At 64.9% G+C, this 16740-nt stretch carries 13 protein-coding genes; 9 read left to right on the plus strand and 4 right to left on the minus strand.

The window, feature by feature from the left end:
• Positions 1–117 precede the first annotated feature (117 nt).
• Entirely contained in the window at positions 118–1728 is a 1611-nt protein-coding gene (locus LRP30_RS25815; RefSeq protein ID WP_128932990.1) for an ABC transporter substrate-binding protein, read from the minus strand.
• 269 nt (positions 1729–1997) lie between these two features.
• On the opposite strand from LRP30_RS25815, the gene LRP30_RS25820 reads away from it, so the two are divergent.
• The 8 genes from LRP30_RS25820 to LRP30_RS25855 all read left to right on the plus strand — a co-directional run bounded on the left by LRP30_RS25820 (position 1998) and on the right by LRP30_RS25855 (position 12622).
• Entirely contained in the window at positions 1998–3128 is a 1131-nt protein-coding gene (locus LRP30_RS25820; RefSeq protein WP_128932989.1) for a M20/M25/M40 family metallo-hydrolase, read from the plus strand.
• A gap of 241 nt (positions 3129–3369) precedes the next feature.
• Entirely contained in the window at positions 3370–4311 is a 942-nt protein-coding gene (locus tag LRP30_RS25825; RefSeq protein ID WP_164934790.1) for an ABC transporter permease, read from the plus strand.
• A 19-nt stretch (positions 4312–4330) separates the two neighbouring features.
• Positions 4331–5218 carry an ABC transporter permease gene (locus tag LRP30_RS25830; RefSeq protein WP_091888843.1) on the plus strand — a complete coding sequence of 296 codons (888 nt, stop codon included), beginning with the start codon at positions 4331–4333 and terminating at the stop codon, positions 5216–5218.
• A gap of 156 nt (positions 5219–5374) precedes the next feature.
• Positions 5375–7024, plus strand: a complete 1650-nt coding sequence (locus tag LRP30_RS25835; RefSeq protein ID WP_128932988.1) for an ABC transporter ATP-binding protein — start codon at positions 5375–5377, stop codon at positions 7022–7024.
• 297 nt (positions 7025–7321) lie between these two features.
• Positions 7322–8827 (plus strand): M81 family metallopeptidase, encoded by a 1506-nt coding sequence (locus LRP30_RS25840; protein WP_128932987.1) that lies wholly within the window; start codon positions 7322–7324, stop codon positions 8825–8827.
• Between the two features lie 13 nt (positions 8828–8840).
• Positions 8841–10013, plus strand: a complete 1173-nt coding sequence (locus LRP30_RS25845; RefSeq protein ID WP_128932986.1) for a M20 aminoacylase family protein — start codon at positions 8841–8843, stop codon at positions 10011–10013.
• Complete coding sequence (locus LRP30_RS25850; RefSeq protein WP_128932985.1) at positions 10006–11427, plus strand: amidase; 1422 nt, start codon at positions 10006–10008, stop codon at positions 11425–11427. The genes LRP30_RS25845 and LRP30_RS25850 overlap by 8 nt, the downstream gene beginning before the upstream one ends.
• A 304-nt stretch (positions 11428–11731) precedes the next feature.
• Positions 11732–12622 (plus strand): crotonase/enoyl-CoA hydratase family protein, encoded by an 891-nt coding sequence (locus LRP30_RS25855; RefSeq protein ID WP_128932984.1) that lies wholly within the window; start codon positions 11732–11734, stop codon positions 12620–12622.
• A 17-nt stretch (positions 12623–12639) separates the two neighbouring features.
• Here the strand turns inward: LRP30_RS25855 and LRP30_RS25860 are convergent, their stop codons facing one another.
• The 3 genes from LRP30_RS25860 to LRP30_RS25870 form a co-directional block, all read right to left on the minus strand.
• Positions 12640–13593 carry an IS110 family transposase gene (locus tag LRP30_RS25860; protein WP_128933498.1) on the minus strand — a complete coding sequence of 318 codons (954 nt, stop codon included), beginning with the start codon at positions 13591–13593 and terminating at the stop codon, positions 12640–12642.
• Between the two features lie 430 nt (positions 13594–14023).
• Positions 14024–15001, minus strand: a complete 978-nt coding sequence (locus LRP30_RS25865) for an NADPH:quinone oxidoreductase family protein (RefSeq protein ID WP_128932982.1) — start codon at positions 14999–15001, stop codon at positions 14024–14026.
• The gene (locus tag LRP30_RS25870; RefSeq protein ID WP_249756662.1) at positions 15001–15609 is read right to left on the minus strand and encodes a 2-hydroxychromene-2-carboxylate isomerase; all 609 of its coding nucleotides are present in this window, start codon (positions 15607–15609) and stop codon (positions 15001–15003) included. The genes LRP30_RS25865 and LRP30_RS25870 overlap by 1 nt, the downstream gene beginning before the upstream one ends.
• A gap of 105 nt (positions 15610–15714) precedes the next feature.
• Between LRP30_RS25870 and LRP30_RS25875 the strand changes: the two genes are divergently transcribed.
• The gene (locus tag LRP30_RS25875; RefSeq protein WP_128946586.1) at positions 15715–16737 is read left to right on the plus strand and encodes a methionine synthase; all 1023 of its coding nucleotides are present in this window, start codon (positions 15715–15717) and stop codon (positions 16735–16737) included.
• The last annotated feature ends 3 nt before the right edge of the window (positions 16738–16740 follow it).

The raw sequence follows: 16740 nt of genomic DNA on the forward strand, positions 1-16740 counted from the left end.
CGGTTAAAAACGCTCCGGCCTCTCAGCCAACGCAAGGTCGACAAAAGGCAACGGCGCCGCTGATGACAGCGGCGCCGCGTGGTGAGGGAGACGAAAGACGCGTGGTCTGGCCTGCCCCTACTCCGACTTGTCAATGTTCCAGAACAGCGGAGTCGCGGGACCGTCGAGCACGCCGCTGAGCGATTTGCGCCAGCCGCTCGGCAGCAGATACTGCCCCAGCGGAATGTAGATCACCTGCTCATACGCTTCCTTCTGGATGTCGGCTGCGATCTTCTTCTGCTCGTCGAGCGAGGACGCGCGGACGAAGGCGTCCTTGAGCTGCTCGATCTTGGCGTCTTCCGCCCAGCCGAACCAGCCGCCCTTCTTGCCCTGGCCGCCGATCGAGAGATTGGTGATCGGGTTGGAGACGTCGGCCGCGACCCAGTTGGTGAAGAACATGTTCCACCCGCCCTCCTTCGGCGGCTTCTGGCTGGCGCGGCGGCTCACCACGGTCTGCCAGTCGGTCGCTTGCAAATCGACCTTGAAGCCGGCCTCGCGCAGCAGCTGGGCCGCAACGATCGGCTGCGCCTTCAGCGTCGTGACATCGCCAGGGGCCATGATCACGACCGGGGTACCGTCATAGCCGGACTCGGCGAGCGCCTTCTTGGCTTCCGCCATGCCGTTGCCCTTCACCAGGGTTTCCCCGCCGACCTCGGTCGCGAGCGGCGTATCGCACACGAAGAACGCGCCACAGATCTTCTGGTACTTCGGGTTTCCGACCAGCGCGTCGAGCACGTCCTTCTGGTTTATCGCCAGCAAGGCAGCCCGGCGCACCTTCACGTTATCGAACGGCGGATGAAGGAAGTTCATCCGGCCGAGCGTCTGAAAGCCGAACTTGTTCGAGACCTCGAGCGTGAGCTCCTTGTTCGCCTCCAGTATCGGCAGCATGTCGTAGGGCAGATTTTCCATGAAATCGATGTCGCCCGACTGCAGCGCGTTCACCGCGGTCTGGGAGTCCGGCATGGTGATCCATTCGACGCGGTCGACCTTCACCACCTTGCCGCCGGAGGTCCAACTCGCCGGCTCCTTGCGCGGCACGTAATCGGTGTTCTTGACGTAGACCGCCTTCACGCCCGGCTGGAATTCCGACTGCACGAACTTGAAGGGACCCGAGCCGATCTGCTCCGGGATCTGCTTGTCCGGCGGCGTCTCGGCGAGGCGCTTCGGCATCATGAAGGCGACGCGCGAGGACGGCTTGCCGATCGAATCGAGCACGAGGCCGTAGGGCTCCTTGAGCTTCAACGTGATGGTCTTGGCGTCCGTCGCCTCGATGCTCGCGGTGAAATCCATGAGCTTCTGGCCCATGCCGTCGACCGCGGCCCAACGCTTCAGCGAGGCGACGCAGTCTTCCGCCGTGACCGGTGCACCGTCATGCCACTTCAGGCCGTCGCGCAGCGTGAAGGTGTAGGTGAGCTTGTCGTCGGAGATCTTCCAGTCCGCCATCTGCGGCTGGATCTTGAAGTTCGAATCGGTGGCCACCAGCGTGTCGTAAACCATGTAGCCATGGTCACGCGTGATGTAGGCCGTGGTGAAGATCGGATCGATGATGCGCAGATCCGAATGCATCACCGCCGTGATGGTCTTGCCGGCGGCAAACACCGGCGAGGCCATCGCCGTGGACAGCGCGACGACCGATAGCGCAAGTTTGGAGGCAAACGCGCGAGACCCCCGGCGCATGAAGTTGAACATGGAAAGTTTCTCCTGACGTGAAACTGTTCAAAGGCAGATTATTGGTTGAGCATCCGGTTCGTTCTTTGGGCGAACTAACCTCATGCAATGCCTTTATCTTTTCGAGACTTGCAGACAGTGCCGAGCGCGTCAATCCGGTTTCGCTGCAAGCCCTCGCGGCGTGTGCACGGGCTCCACAAGGATCGGTTTGGCTCTACAACACTCTCTGCCTGTCCTGCCCCGCGCCGATGCAATGCGCGTTCCATTTTCGAAGCTTGAGAGACATTGAGATGAATCCAGCCAATCTTCCCTTCGATTCCGAGGCGATGCTCCAGGGCCTGCGCGGCTGGGTGGAATGCGAGAGCCCGACCTGGGACGCGGGCGCCGTGAATCGCATGCTCGATTTCGCAGCGCAGGATATGGCCATCATGGGTGCGACCATCGAACGCATCGCCGGCCGCCGGGGCTTTGGCGACGTGATCCGCGCGCGCTTTCCCCATCCGAAGCAGGGCGAGCCCGGCATCCTGATCGCCGGGCACATGGATACCGTCCACCCGGTCGGCACCATCGAGAAGCTGAAATGGCGGCGTGAGGGCAACAAGTGCTACGGCCCCGGCATCTACGACATGAAGGGCGGCAACTATCTCTCGCTGGAAGCGATCCGGCAGCTGGCGCGCGCCGCCTTCACCACGCCGCTGCCGATCACGGTGCTCTTCACGCCCGACGAGGAAGTCGGCACGCCCTCGACCCGCGACATCATCGAGGCGGAGGCCGCGCGCAACAAATACGTGCTGGTGCCCGAGCCTGGCCGCGCCGACAATGGCGTCACCACCGGACGTTACGCCATCGCGCGTTTCAATCTCGAGGCGACGGGACGGCCGAGCCACGCCGGCGCGACGCTGTCGGCGGGACGCTCGGCGATCCGCGAGATGGCCCGGCAGATCCTCGCGATCGACGCGATGACCACGGACGATTGCACCTTCTCGGTCGGCGTCGTGCATGGCGGACAATGGGTCAATTGCGTTGCCACGACCGCCACAGGCGAGGCGCTGTCGATGGCCAAGCGCCAGGCCGACCTCGATCGCGGCGTCGAGAGGATGCTGGCGCTGTCAGGCACAACCAATGATGTCACCTTCAAGGTTACCCGCGGCGTGACGCGCCCGGTGTGGGAACCGGATGCCGGGACCATGGCGTTGTATGAAAAGGCCCGCGGCATCGCCAAGTCGCTCGGCGCCGAACTGCCGCATGCGAGTGCCGGCGGCGGCTCCGACGGCAACTTCACCGGCGCAATGGGGATCCCGACTCTCGACGGCCTAGGCGTGCGTGGTGGCAACGGACACACGCTCGAAGAGTATATCGAGGTCGAAAGCCTGGTCGAACGCGGCCGGCTGATGGCGGGGCTGCTGGCAACGCTGGAGTAATGGTGAAGCTATTCCGTGGCGTGGGCAAAGGCGCGAAGCGCCATGCCACCATTTTGGCGCGAAGCGCCATGCCACCATTTTGCTGAACGTGGTGGGCACGCTCCGCTTAGCCCACCCTACAACGACTGGCCGCACTGCAAAAGCTGTGGCCCGGATGGCACGGGAATTGCTGAAATGTTAGGCTGATGGCAGGCTTGCCGAACGCCCTGCCACGATTTGACTCTAATCTGACGGATCCAACTTGCTCGGATATCTCGTTCGCCGAATCTTCGCCGCCGTGCCCGTGATGGGCGTCGTCGCGCTGTTCGTCTTCCTGCTGCTCCGCCTCACCCCCGGCGATCCCGCCGCCATTCTCGCCGGCGACAACGCGACGCCGGAGCGGCTGGAGCGCATCCGCACCTCGCTCGGCCTCAACGAGCCCCTGATCGTGCAGTTCGTCACCTGGGTGAACAAGCTGCTGCACGGCGACCTCGGGACCTCGCTGATCTCCAACCTGCCGGTGATGAAGATGATCGGCCAGCGTGTCGAGCCGTCGATCTCGATCGCGCTGTCGACGATCATTCTCGCCGTCATCGTCGCCGTGCCCTTGGGCGTGATCGCGGCGTGGAAGCACGGGACCTGGATCGACCGCTTCGTGATGGGCCTGTCGGTGCTCGGCTTCTCCGTGCCGGTGTTCGTGGTCGGCTATGTCCTGATCGAAATCTTCGCGATCGATTTGCGCTGGGTGCCGGTGCAAGGCTTCAAGAGCATCTCGAATGGTTTCGGGCCGTTCTTCGAACGCATCATCCTGCCGACCTGCGCGCTCTCCTTCATCTACATCGCGCTGATCGCGCGCATGACCCGCGCAGCAATGCTCGACGTGCTCGGCGAAGATTACGTCCGCACCGCACGCGCCAAGGGCATCAACGAAGTCGCCGTGATGATGCGGCATGCGCTGCGCAACGCGGCGGTGCCCGTCATCACCGTCATCGGCACCGGATTTGCGCTGCTGATCTCCGGCGTCGTCGTCACCGAGAGCGTGTTCAACATTCCCGGCATCGGCCGCCTCACCGTGGACGCGGTGCTGGCGCGGGACTATCCGGTGATCCAGGCGATGATCCTGCTGACGTCGCTGATCTATGTCGTCGTCAATCTCCTGATCGACGTCGCCTATACGCTGCTCGATCCCCGGATCCGGTACTGAGGCAAGGGTAAGAACAAGAATGTCGGTTGATAGCCTCCCCCAGTCGTCCATTCCGATCACGTCGCCGCTGCGGCCGCGGTTCGGATTTCTTACCTCGACGCCGATCATCGCGACGGCCACGGTCTGCCTCGCGCTGGTCGTGGTGATCTCGATCGTGGCGCCGCTGATCGCGCCGCATGATCCGATCCAGCTCGCGCCGTCGCAGCGGCTCAAACCGTCGTCGGCGCAGTTCCTGCTCGGCACCGACGCCTACGGACGCGACCTGCTGTCGCGTGTCATCTATGGCGGCCGCATCTCGCTCCTGATCGGCATCGGTTCGGCGATTCTCTCCGTCGCCATTGGCCTTGCGATCGGTCTCGTCTCCGGCTTCTTCAAGCTGGTCGATGCCGTGATGATGCGGATCATGGACGGCCTGATGGCGATGCCGAGCATCCTGCTCGCGATCGCCGTGGTGTCGCTCTCCGGCGCCAGCCTCTGGACCGTGCTGATCGCGATCACCATTCCGGAGATCCCGCGCGTGGCGCGCCTGGTGCGCTCGGTGGTGCTGTCGGCGCGCGAGGAGCCTTACGTCGAGGCGGCGATCTCGGTCGGCTCCAGCCTGCCGAAGATCATGTGGCGGCATTTGATGCCGAACACGATCGCGCCGCTGATCGTCCAGGGCACGTATGTCTGCGCCTCCGCGATCCTGACCGAGGCCATTCTCTCCTTCCTCGGCGCCGGCATCTCACCGGAGACGCCGACATGGGGCAATATCATGGCCGAGGGCCGCCAGTACTTCCAGCTCAAGCCGTCGCTGATCTTCTGGCCGGGCCTGCTGCTCTCGATCGCCATCCTCAGCATCAATTTGATCGGCGATGCCGCCCGCGACGCCCTCGATCCGCGCATGAAGCAGCGGGAGGGGAAGTGATTTGTTTCGCCGGCCCATCCCCTTGTTCCGTCATTGCGAGCGAAGCGAGGCAATCCGGTCTGCCTCCGCGGAAAGATTCTGGATTGCTTCGTCGCCAGCGCAAAATTGCTTTGCAATTTTGTCGCGGGCTCCTCGCAATGACGATGGAGTGACCTGATGACCAACACCATCCTCGACATCAACAATCTCGTCGTCTCCGTCGGCAAGAAGCCGGGCGGGCCGAAGATCATCGACGGCATCTCGATCCAGGTGCGCGAGCGCGAGACGCTGTGCCTCGTCGGCGAAAGCGGCTCGGGCAAGTCGGTGACCTCCCTCACCACGATGGGCCTGTTGCCCAAGGGCACGCTGGTGCCGACCGGCGGCAGCGTCAAGCTGGTCGGCGAGGAGCTGCTCACCGCGACCGACCGCCGCCTGCGCCAGCTCCGCGCCACGCAGATGGCGATGATTTTTCAGGAGCCGATGACCGCGCTCAATCCGGTCGTGCCGGTCGGCCGCCAGATCGACGAAGTCCTGCGCGCCCATACCGATCTCGACGCCAAAACACGGAAGAAGCGCATCCTCGATATGATGGAGCAGGTGCGCCTGCCGCAGGTCGAGCGCATCTTCGCCTCCTACCCGCACCGCCTCTCCGGCGGCCAGCGCCAGCGCATCATGATCGCAATGGCCCTGGTGCTCGAACCAAAGCTCCTGATCGCGGACGAGCCGACCACTGCGCTCGACGTCACCACGCAGAAGCAGATTTTGACCCTGATCCGCGATCTCCAGCGCGATCACGGCACGGCGGTGCTGTTCATCACCCACGACATGGGCGTGGTCGCGGAGATCGCCGACCGCGTCGCGGTGATGCGGCAAGGCCGCCTGGTCGAGACCGGTCCGCTCGAGACCGTGCTGCGCAATCCAACCATGGAGTACACCCGGAACCTGCTCGCCTCGGTGCCGAGCCTGGTGCCGCGGTCGCCGCGCGAGGAGACCCGTGAGCCGGTGGTGCTGGAGGCCAACGACCTCAGCAAGGTCTACAAGGAGCGCGCCTTCTTCGGCAAAGGCCGCGAGGTCGTCGCCGCCGACAAGGTGACGCTGACGCTGCGCAAGGGCCGCACGCTCGGCATCGTCGGCGAGAGCGGCTCGGGCAAGTCGACGGTCGCGCGCTGCATCGTCCGCCTGATCGATCCGACCTCCGGCGGCGTGCGCCTCGCCGGCCGCGAGATCGCCGACATCTCGCGCCGCCTGCTCCAGCCGCACCGGCAGAAGATCCAGATCGTGTTCCAGGATCCCTACCGCTCGCTCAATCCGCGCGTCACCGTCGGCGAGAGCATCGCGGAAGGCCCGATCAATTACGGCGTGGCACACACTGACGCGATGAAGCGGGCGCGCGAGCTGCTGGAGCTGGTCGGCCTGCCCGCCGATGCGGTGTCGCGCTATCCGCATCAGTTCTCCGGCGGGCAGCGCCAGCGCATCGCCATTGCCCGTGCGCTCGCGCTCGATCCCGACGTGCTGGTCGCGGACGAAGCGGTCTCCGCGCTGGACGTCTCCGTGCAGGCGCAGGTGCTGGAACTGCTGGACGAGATCCAGAAGCGGCTCGGCATTGCCATCCTGTTCATCACCCACGATCTGCGCGTCGCCGCACAAATCTGCGACGAGGTCGTGGTGATGCAGCACGGCCGCGTCGTCGAACAGGGTCCCGCCGCCGAAGTGCTGACGCACCCGAAGGAGGCCTACACCAAGGCGCTGCTAGATGCGGCTCCGGGGCGCGACTGGGACTTTGCGAACTTCCGGCCGGTGGCAGAGGGCGTGGGGGCGAGCGCGTAAAAATCTCCCCGCTGTCGTCCTGGCGAAAGCCAGGAGCCATTACCCCGCGAGAAGTTTGGCGAAGACTCATCGCTCGGGACTAGCAGCGCACACCATAGATAGACCTCGCGGTATGGGTCCTGGCCTTCGCCAGGACGACACCGGAGGTATGGCAGATGGCTCCTCTCACAACACCCCACCGCATCCGCAGCATTCCCAAAACGATCTGACCCTATGCATGGCGCGATTGCTTCCCACCTTGCTCTCGCGGCAAAGCAGAGGCTAACGTCGCGCACTTTCAATGGCCTGGACTGAGTAATGACACGCATCGCCGTCGGCGGCTTCCTGCACGAGACTAACACCTTCGCTCCGACCAAGGCGACGTTCGCCGACTTCCAGCATGGCGGCGGCTGGCCGGCGATGACTGAAGGCGCCGACGTGCTGAAGGTGATGCGGCGCATCAATGTCGGTCTCGCCGGCTTCGTCGACAGCGCTGAAGTACACGATTGGGAACTCATTCCAACGATCGCCTGCGGTGCGAGCCCGTCGGCGCATGTCACCAAGGATGCTTTCGAGCGCATCGTGAAGGTGATGGTCGACGGCATCGCAGCCGCCGGTCCGCTCGATGCCGTCTATCTCGACCTGCACGGGGCGATGGTAACCGAACATCTCGACGATGGCGAAGGCGAGATCTTGGCGCGCGTGCGCCGCGTCATCGGCAAGGATGTTCCGCTGGTCGCGAGCCTCGACCTGCACGCCAACGTCACGCCCGAGATGATCGAGCACGCCGACGCGCTGATCGCCTACCGCACCTATCCGCATGTCGACATGGCTGCGACCGGCCGCGCCTGCGCAAAACATCTGGCGCTGCTGCTGAAGACCAAGCAGCGCTTCGCAAAGGCGTTCCGGCAGTTGCCGTTCTTGATCCCGATCAGCTGGCAGTGTACCAACGACCAGCCCACCCAATGCATCTACGAGAGGCTCGCCGCGCTGGAGAGCGATGCGGTTCCGACGTTGTCCTTCGCACCGGGCTTCCCCGCAGCCGATTTCCGCGATTGCGGACCGAGCGTGTTCGCCTATGGCAAGACGCAAGCCGACGCCGATCGCGCGGCGGATGCGCTTCTCAAGCTGATCGAGAGCCACGAGGACGATTTCGACGGCAAGATCTGGTCACCCGACGAATGCGTGCGCCACGCGATGGAGCTTTCCAAGAGCGCGAGCAAGCCGATCATCATCGCCGACACCCAGGACAATCCCGGCGCGGGCGGGGATTCCGACACCACAGGCATGCTGCGCGCGCTGGTGCGCAACAACGCGAGCGCCGCGACGGGGGCGATCTACGATCCGGTCTCGGCCAAGGCGGCGCATGAAGCCGGCGTCGGCGCCACCGTGACGCTGTCGCTCGGCGGCAAATCCGGCATCCCCGGCGACGAGCCCTATCGCGAGACCTTCGTCGTCGAAAAGCTCTCCGACGGCCGCTTCATCGCGCCCGGTCCTTATTATGGCGGCCGCGAGATGGAGATGGGCCCCTCCGCAGCCTTGCGCATCGGTGACGTCCGCGTCGTCGTCTCCTCGCACAAGGCGCAACTCGCCGACCAGGCGATGTACCGCTATGTCGGCATCGAGCCGACCGCGCAGAAGATCCTGGTCAACAAGAGCTCGGTGCACTTCCGCGCCGATTTCGAGCCGATCGCGGAGAAGCTGCTGATCTGCGCCGCCCCCGGCGCGATGCCGGCCGACACCGCCTCCCTGCCCTGGACGCGCCTGCGGCCGGGCATCCGCATCAAGCCGAACGGCCCCGCCTTCCATCCCCCATCACGCTAACCGGACAGGACACATGCCCACGATCGACCGCATCGACGGCTATGCCGACGAACTCACTGCTATCAGGCGCGACCTCCACGCCCATCCCGAGATCGGGTTCGAGGAAGTGCGCACCTCCGGTATTGTCGCCGACAAGCTGAAGAGCTGGGGCATCGAGGTGCATCGCGGTCTCGGCGGCACCGGCGTGATCGGCGTCATCAAGGGCAAGGGGACGAGCGGCAAGCGCATCGGCCTGCGCGCCGACATGGACGCGCTGCCGATGGAGGAGAACACCAATCTGAAATGGAGCTCGAAGATCCCCGGCCGCTTCCACGGCTGCGGTCATGACGGCCACACCACCATGCTGCTCGGCACCGCGCGCTACCTCGCCGAGACCAGGAATTTCGACGGCACTGTGCACCTGATCTTCCAGCCGGCCGAGGAAGGCCTCGGCGGCGCCCGCGCGATGATCAAGGACGGCCTGTTCGAGAAATTCCCCTGCGACGAGCTCTACGGCCTGCACAACGCGCCCGATCTCAACCATGGCGAGATCGCGATCCTGCCGGGTCCGGCGATGGCCAGCGCCGACTTCTTCGACCTCCGCATCACCGGCTATGGCGCGCATGGCGCGATGCCCGAGCGGTCCAAGGACGCGGTGATCATCGCGACCACGCTGGCGCAGGCGATCCAAACCATCGTCAGCCGCAACGTCGAGCCGCTGCAGTCCGCCGTCATTTCGATCACCCAGATCCATGCCGGCTCCGCCTACAACGTCATCCCCGGCGAAGCGCATCTCTGCGGCACCATCCGCACCTTCTCGGATGAAGTTCGCGCCCTGATCAGCGAGCGCATCCGCACGATCTGTGCCGGCATAGCAGCTGCGTTCCAGTGCACGATCGAAGCCGACATCCGCGACACTTTTGGCGTCCTGATCAACCAGGTCGAGCAGTCCAAGGTGGTCGAGGAGGTCGCGCGCACGGTGGTCGATCCCGCCAACGTGATCACCCGCGCCCAGCCGAAGATGGGCAGCGAGGATTTTGCCGACATGCTGCAGACCATTCCCGGCGCCTATTTCTGGGTTGGCCACGACGGCTCGGTGCCCGTGCACAATCCCGGCTTCGTGCTCGACGACAAGATCCTGCCGATCGGCGCCAGCATGTTCGCCCGCATCATCGAGACCCGCATGCCGGTGGGTAGCCATGCATAAAAAGAGCGCCGAAGAGACGGTCACCTCGCTGCATGATCTGTCCGCGGTCGATCTGATCGCGGGCTATCGCGCCAAGCAGTTCTCGCCGAGCGAGGTGCTGGAGGACGTGCTTGCGCACGTCGCGGCGTGGGAACCGCATCTGAAAGCGCTCTATGCATTCGACCCCGAGGCCGCGCGCGAGGCCGCGAAGGCCTCGACCGCGCGCTGGACCGGCGGCGAGCCGTCCGGCGCGCTCGACGGCGTGCCTGTCACGGTGAAGGACAATATCGCGACCAAGGGCGTGCCGGTGCCGCTGGGCGCTGCCAGCGTCAAGCTGGTGCCGGCCGAGAAGGACGCGCCTCCCGCCGCGCGGCTGCGCGAGGCCGGTGCGATCATCTTCGCCAAGACCACCATGCCCGATTACGGCATGCTGTCCTCCGGTCTCTCCAGCTTCCACGCGCTCGCGCGCAATCCCTGGGACCTCTCCAAGAACCCCGGCGGCTCCAGCGCGGGCGCCGGTGCTGCCGCGGCAGCCGGCTATGGTCCGTTGCATCTCGGCACCGATATCGGCGGCTCGGTGCGCCTGCCCGCGGGTTGGTGCGGCCTCGTCGGCCTGAAGCCGAGCTTTGGCCGCGTGCCGATCGATCCCACCTACGTCGGCCGCGTCGCCGGACCCATGACCCGCACGGTCGATGATTGCGCGCTGATGATGAGCGCGATTGCAAAACCCGACCGGCGCGACGGCATGAGCCTGCCGGCCGAGCCCCTCAACTGGAAGGGGCTGGAGAAGTCTCCGCGCAAACTGCGCATCGGCTTGATGCTCGATCCCGGCGTCGGCATGCCGCTGGACAAGCCGGTGCGCGAGGTCGCCGTGAAGGCGGCCAAGGCGTTCGAATCCGCCGGCGCCGTCGTCACCGAGGTCGACGGCATCCTCACCCGCGAGATGCTCGACGGCCTCGACAATTTCTGGCGTGCACGGATGTGGGACGATCTGTCCAAGCTGACGCCGGCCGAGCAGGCCAAGGTGCTGCCCTACATCTTCAAGTGGGGCGAGTCCGGCGCCAAGCTGTCCGGCGTCGACGTCATCCGCGGCTTCAACCAGACCATGGCGATCCGCGCGGCCGCAGGAAAACTGTTCTGCGAGCTCGATTATGTGGTCTCGCCGACCGCCCCGAACGTGAACTATCCGGTGGAATGGGCCTCGCCGACCAACGATCCGATGAAGCCGTTCGAGCACATCGCCTATACCGTGCCGTGGAATATGTCGGAGAACCCTGCGATCTCCGTCAACGGCGGCTTCGACGCCAAGGGTTTTCCCATCGGCGTGCAGATCGTCGGCCGCCGCTTCGACGATATCGGAGTGCTCGGCATTGCCAAGGTGTTTGAGGGTCTGCGCGGGGCGCAGCGGCCCTGGCCCAAGCCGCCGGGGCGGTAAGACGCTCTCCTCATCCCGGGAAGCGCGCCCTTTAGGCGCAAGCCCGAATGACTTGGGACGGGCAGCATGCGGAGCCTCTCTTGCTTACCCTCCCCTGGAGGGGCCCTGGAGGGGGAGGGTCGGCTCACATTGAGCGGAGCGAAATGTGAGACGGGGTGGGGTGACGGTCTCTCCGCGTCCGACCGTGCCCGAGAGGAGAGATCACCCCACCCCGCTCGCGCTACGCGCGATCGACCCTCCCCCTACAGGGGAGGATAAGCCTCTGCCGCTCACGCAGTGAAAAGAACAACGGAAGGAAACCACCATGGCGTATGAGACGATCAAATACGAGGTTGCCGAGCAGATCCTCACCATTACGCTGAACCGGCCCGACAAGCTCAACGCCTTCAACGCGCAGATGCAAGCAGAGTTGATCGGCGCGTTCGACGCCGCCGACAAGGACGACAATGTTCGCGCCATCATCGTCACCGGGGCCGGCCGCGGTTTTTGCGCGGGCGCCGATCTCTCCTCCGGCGCCGACACGTTCGACCGCGACGCGCGCCGCGGGCCGGTGAAGCGCTTCGCCGACGGCAAGGTCGATTATAGCGATTCGCAGGTGCGCGATGGCGGCGGTCAGGTCACGCTACGCATCTTCAAATGCCTGAAGCCGGTGATTGCCGCGGTGAACGGCCCCGCGGTCGGCATCGGCGTCACCATGCAGCTCGCCATGGACATCCGCATCGCCTCGGACGCCGCGCGCTTCGGCTTCGTGTTCTCCCAGCGCGGCATCGTGCCGGAGGCCGCCTCGAGCTGGTTCCTGCCGCGCATCGTCGGCATCTCGCAGGCCTTGGAATGGTGCTATTCGGGCCGCGTCTTCCCGGCACAAGAGGCGCTTGCGGGGCGTCTCGTCAGCAAGGTCGTCGCGCCGGATGATCTCCTGCCAACCGCGCGCGCACTTGCCAAGGAATTTGCCGCCAAGACCGCGCCGGTATCGATCGCCCTGATCCGCCAGATGATGTGGCGCATGATGGGCGCAGACGATCCGATGGAGGCCCACAAGGTCGACAGCCGCGGCATCTATGCCCGCGGCCGTTCGGAGGACGTGAAGGAAGGCGTGGTGTCGTTCCTGGAGAAGCGTCCGGCGCAGTTCAAGAACAAGGTGTCCAGCGATATGCCGGATTATTTCCCGTGGTGGACCGAGCGGGAGTACAAGTGAGGCTCTCGTAGCAACCATTAAACGCCGAGGAGTTTTTCAGTCCACGGCGTTCCGCGTTGCACGACGGTGTTGGCATAGATGAGCAGCTTGCGCGCGCATGCGATGAGAGCGGCATTGTGAGCCTTTCCGGCCGCAGTCAGGCGGGCATAGAGGGCCATGACGGCCTTATTCCAGCGGAAGGCCGCAGGCAGGGCTGCCGCAAACAGAGAGCGACGCAGGCGAGCGCGGCCGCCGGCGATACGGCGTTGGCCCGTGTACTGCCCGCTATCGTTGTCGAAGGGAGCCAGCCCGGCAAGGGCTGCGACTTCCTCCCGGCTGACACGGCCGAGTTCAGGCATGCGGACCAGGAGGGCCAGTGCCGTGCGCTCACCGATCCCGGGAATGCTCATCACGAGGTCAAGGCGGACAGCGAGATCGTGGTGAGCGCGTAGTTGCTTGGCGATGTGACGGATTTGGGAGAGCCGCCTTGCCTTCAACCGGGCAATGTCATCCAGCACGATGCGGCGTAGCCCAGGCTTATCGAGATGCTCGAGCCGGGTCTTGAAGCGCTTGATGTCGTCCTCGATCTGCTCGAGGAAGGTGAGCTGCTCGGCGAGCTCCGCCAAGCGCGGATCCGGCGCACTCCTCACCTCTTCGAGCGATGCCGCGCAGGCAGCAATCAGCGCGGCATCCAGCGTATCGTTCTTGGCGCGACGCAATCGGGAGCGGCCGAACGCCTTGACCTGGATCGGCTGCAGCACCAGCACGATGACGCCGGCCGCACGCAAATGCTCCACTACCCCACGCTCGTAACCGCCGGTCGCTTCGATCCCGACTCGCTTGACGCCAGCTTTGGTCAGCAGTTGCACCAGCTTCCGCCAACCGGGAAGGTCGTTGGCGACCTCCCAACCCTCGTCTCGACCATGAACTACAATGTCGAGCTTCGCCTTGGACGTATCGATTCCCGCTGTCGTCGTGCTAGTCTGTGCCATCTTCGTCGACCCTGCCTTGTGAAGCGAACCTGATTGTTCCGGCAACCATCCGGGTCCGATGAAGGTGCTGGCGCGATCCTGCTACGGGGCAGCCACAAACTGCTCAGGGTGGGCGCGATCCGATCGCCAGCGGCCTGCCGCGGGTTGCAGCCGCGGCAGGCCATTCCTCACGGAACACGCCGACAATATCTGATTGCGCTATTACAAGGGTGGGCAAAGGCGCATCGCGCCGTGCCCACCATCTACCCGCAACCGAAACCAGAATGGTGGGCACGCTTCCGCCTTCGCTCTCCGCGCTACGGCGGACAAGTCGCTTTGCCCACCCTACGGCACTGCAGGGCGTAACCCACCTCTTTGCTTTCCGCTCTGGTAGAAGTGGTGGATTACGCCAGCGGACTGCGCTTCGCGCAGCCGCGGTTCAGCGGCACCGTCAATCCATAATCAGCGCGACGCGCCCAATCGCCTTGCGCTCGATCAGCAACCGCATCGCCTTCGCATAGTCTTCCAGCGGCAGGCGATGCGAGACGTTCGGGCGCAGCTTGCCTTCCTCCGCCCATTGCAGCAGTGCCTTCAGGCGCACTTCGCCGAGCGCGGGATTTCTCCGCACGGCCTCGCCGGCGCGCACCCCCAACACGCTGGCGCCCTTGATCAGCAGCAGATTGGTCTTGGCCGAACCGATGCCGCCGGTGAAGCCGATCACCAGAAGCCGCGCGCCCCAGGCGATGCAGCGCATCGAATCCTCGAAAACCTGGCCGCCGACGGGATCGAACACGACATCGGCGCCGCGGCCGTCGGTGATGCGCTTGACGGCATCGCGAAACGGCTCGCGATCGTAGCGGACGAGATGATCGGCGCCGCGCGATTTCGCGATCGCCAGCTTCTCGTCGCTGGAGGCGGTCGCAATCACGGTCGCGCCCAGCATCTTGCCGATCTCGACGGCGGCAAGGCCGACGCCGCCGCCGGCGCCGTGCACCAGCAACACCTCGCCCGGCGCGACCCGGCCGCGATCGATCAGTGCATGATAGGCCGTGCCGTGGCCGGCGAGATAGGTCGCAGCTTCCGCATAGTCGAACGTGGACGGCTTGGGGGTGAGCTGCGACGGCGTCACCACCGCCTCATCGGTGAAGGCGCCGTGGCGCATCTTCACGATGACCTTGTCGCCGACGGCAACGCCCCCCGCCTCCGCCCCCACTTCGATCACGTCCCCGGCGGCTTCCATGCCGGGCGTGAACGGCAGCTCCGGCTTGAGCTGATATTCGCCCGCCGCCATCAGCACATCGGGAAAGTTCAGGCCGGCAGCGCGGATCGCAACGCGCACCTCGCCATGCCCAAGCGGCGGCGACGGAAACTCTTCCAGCCGCAACGTCTCGGGCGCGCCGAGTTCGCGGCAAACGACAGCCCGCACCATCAGGCCGCACTCGCCCTTTGACGCTGCAGCGCCTCGCGGATCAGCGGCAGGCGGTCATTGCCGAAATACATGTCGGTCTTGCCGACGAAGATCGTCGGCGAGCCGAAACCGCCACGCGCGACGACCTCCTCCATATTCGCCTTGAGCTGGTCCTTGATGCCCTGCTCCGCGATGCCGGCGAAGAATTTTTGCTCGTCGATACCCACCTTCTTGCAGATCTCGGCCAGCACCGCGTCCTGCGAGATGTCCTTGTCCTCGCCCCAATAGGCCTCGAACACGGCGGTGGCGAATGGCACCATGTCCTTGCCCAGCCAGATGCAGCCACGCATCGCCTTGACGCTGTTCACCGGAAACACCGTCGGCGGCATCTTGATCGACAGGCCAGCCGAGCGGGCCCAGTCGGCGAGGTCCTTCTTCATGTAGCGCGCCTTCAGCGGCACCGGCTTCTCCCGCTGCGCATAGACACTCGGGTTGACGGTATTGAAGATGCCGCCCACCAGGATCGGCCGCCAGATGATCTCCGCGCCGAGCTCTTTCGCGAGCGGCTGGATGTTGTGGAAGGCGAGATAGGTCCAGGGGCTGGAACAGTCGAAGAAGAATTCGATCATGGCGTTTCCGGTCCGGCGTCGCGGGTTTGACGACTTTTGTCGTTCTGTACCTCGACGTTAAGACATGGCAGGAAGGGGCGCAACACAACCCGCCGGGAGGCCGCCATGCTGTTTCCAACCACGATCGCCGGCTCCTTGCCGAAGCCGGAATGGCTCGCCGAGCCCAACATGCTCTGGGCGCCCTGGAAGTCGCAGGGCGAAGAGCTCTTGCGCGCCAAGCGCGACGCGACACTGATCTGGTTGAAGATTCAGGAGGACGCCGGCATCGACATCGTCACCGAGGGCGAGCAGGCCCGCCAGCATTTCGTGCACGGCTTCCTGGAGAAGATCGAAGGCATCGACTTCGCCCACAAGGTCGAGATGGGCATCCGCAAGGACCGCTACAAGGCGATGGTGCCGCAGGTGGTCGCTCCGCTCCGGCTCAAGGGCCGCGTTCATGCCGACGAGGCGCGCGTTGCGCGCTCGCACACGAAGAAGAAGCTGAAATTCACCCTGCCCGGCCCGATGACCATCATCGACACGATTGCGGACCGATATTACGGCGACCGCGTCAAGATGGCGTTCGCCTTCGCCGAGCTGCTAAACGAGGAGGCCAAGGCGCTCCAGGCCGACGGCGTCGATCTCGTGCAGTTCGATGAGCCCGCCTTCAACGTCTATATGGACGAGGTCAACGACTGGGGCATCAAGGCGCTGGAGCGCGCGGCGCAGGGCCTCTCCTGCGCCACCGCCGTGCACATCTGCTACGGCTACGGCATCAAGGCCAACACCGACTGGAAGGAGACGCTCGGCAGCCAATGGCGGCAGTATGAGCAGATCTTTCCGGCGATCGACGCCAGCCCGATCCAGCAGGTCGCGATCGAGTGCCGCAATTCGAAGGTGCCGCTCGACCTGCTGGCGCTGCTCAAGACCAAGATCGTGCAGGCCGGCGTGATCGACGTCGCCAGCGATACGGTGGAAACCGCCGAGGACGTCGTGAAGGTGATCGAGGCGGTATCGAAATTCGTCCCCAAGAGCAACATCATCGCCACCACCAATTGCGGCATGGCGCCGATGCGGCGGGAGATCGCGGAAGCCAAGCTGGCGGCGCTCGGCGCAGGAGCCGCGCTGGCCCGCGAGAAACTCGGGTAATGG

The sequence above is a fragment of the Bradyrhizobium sp. C-145 genome, assembly GCF_023375135.1.
GTDB lineage: Bacteria > Pseudomonadota > Alphaproteobacteria > Rhizobiales > Xanthobacteraceae > Bradyrhizobium > Bradyrhizobium zhanjiangense.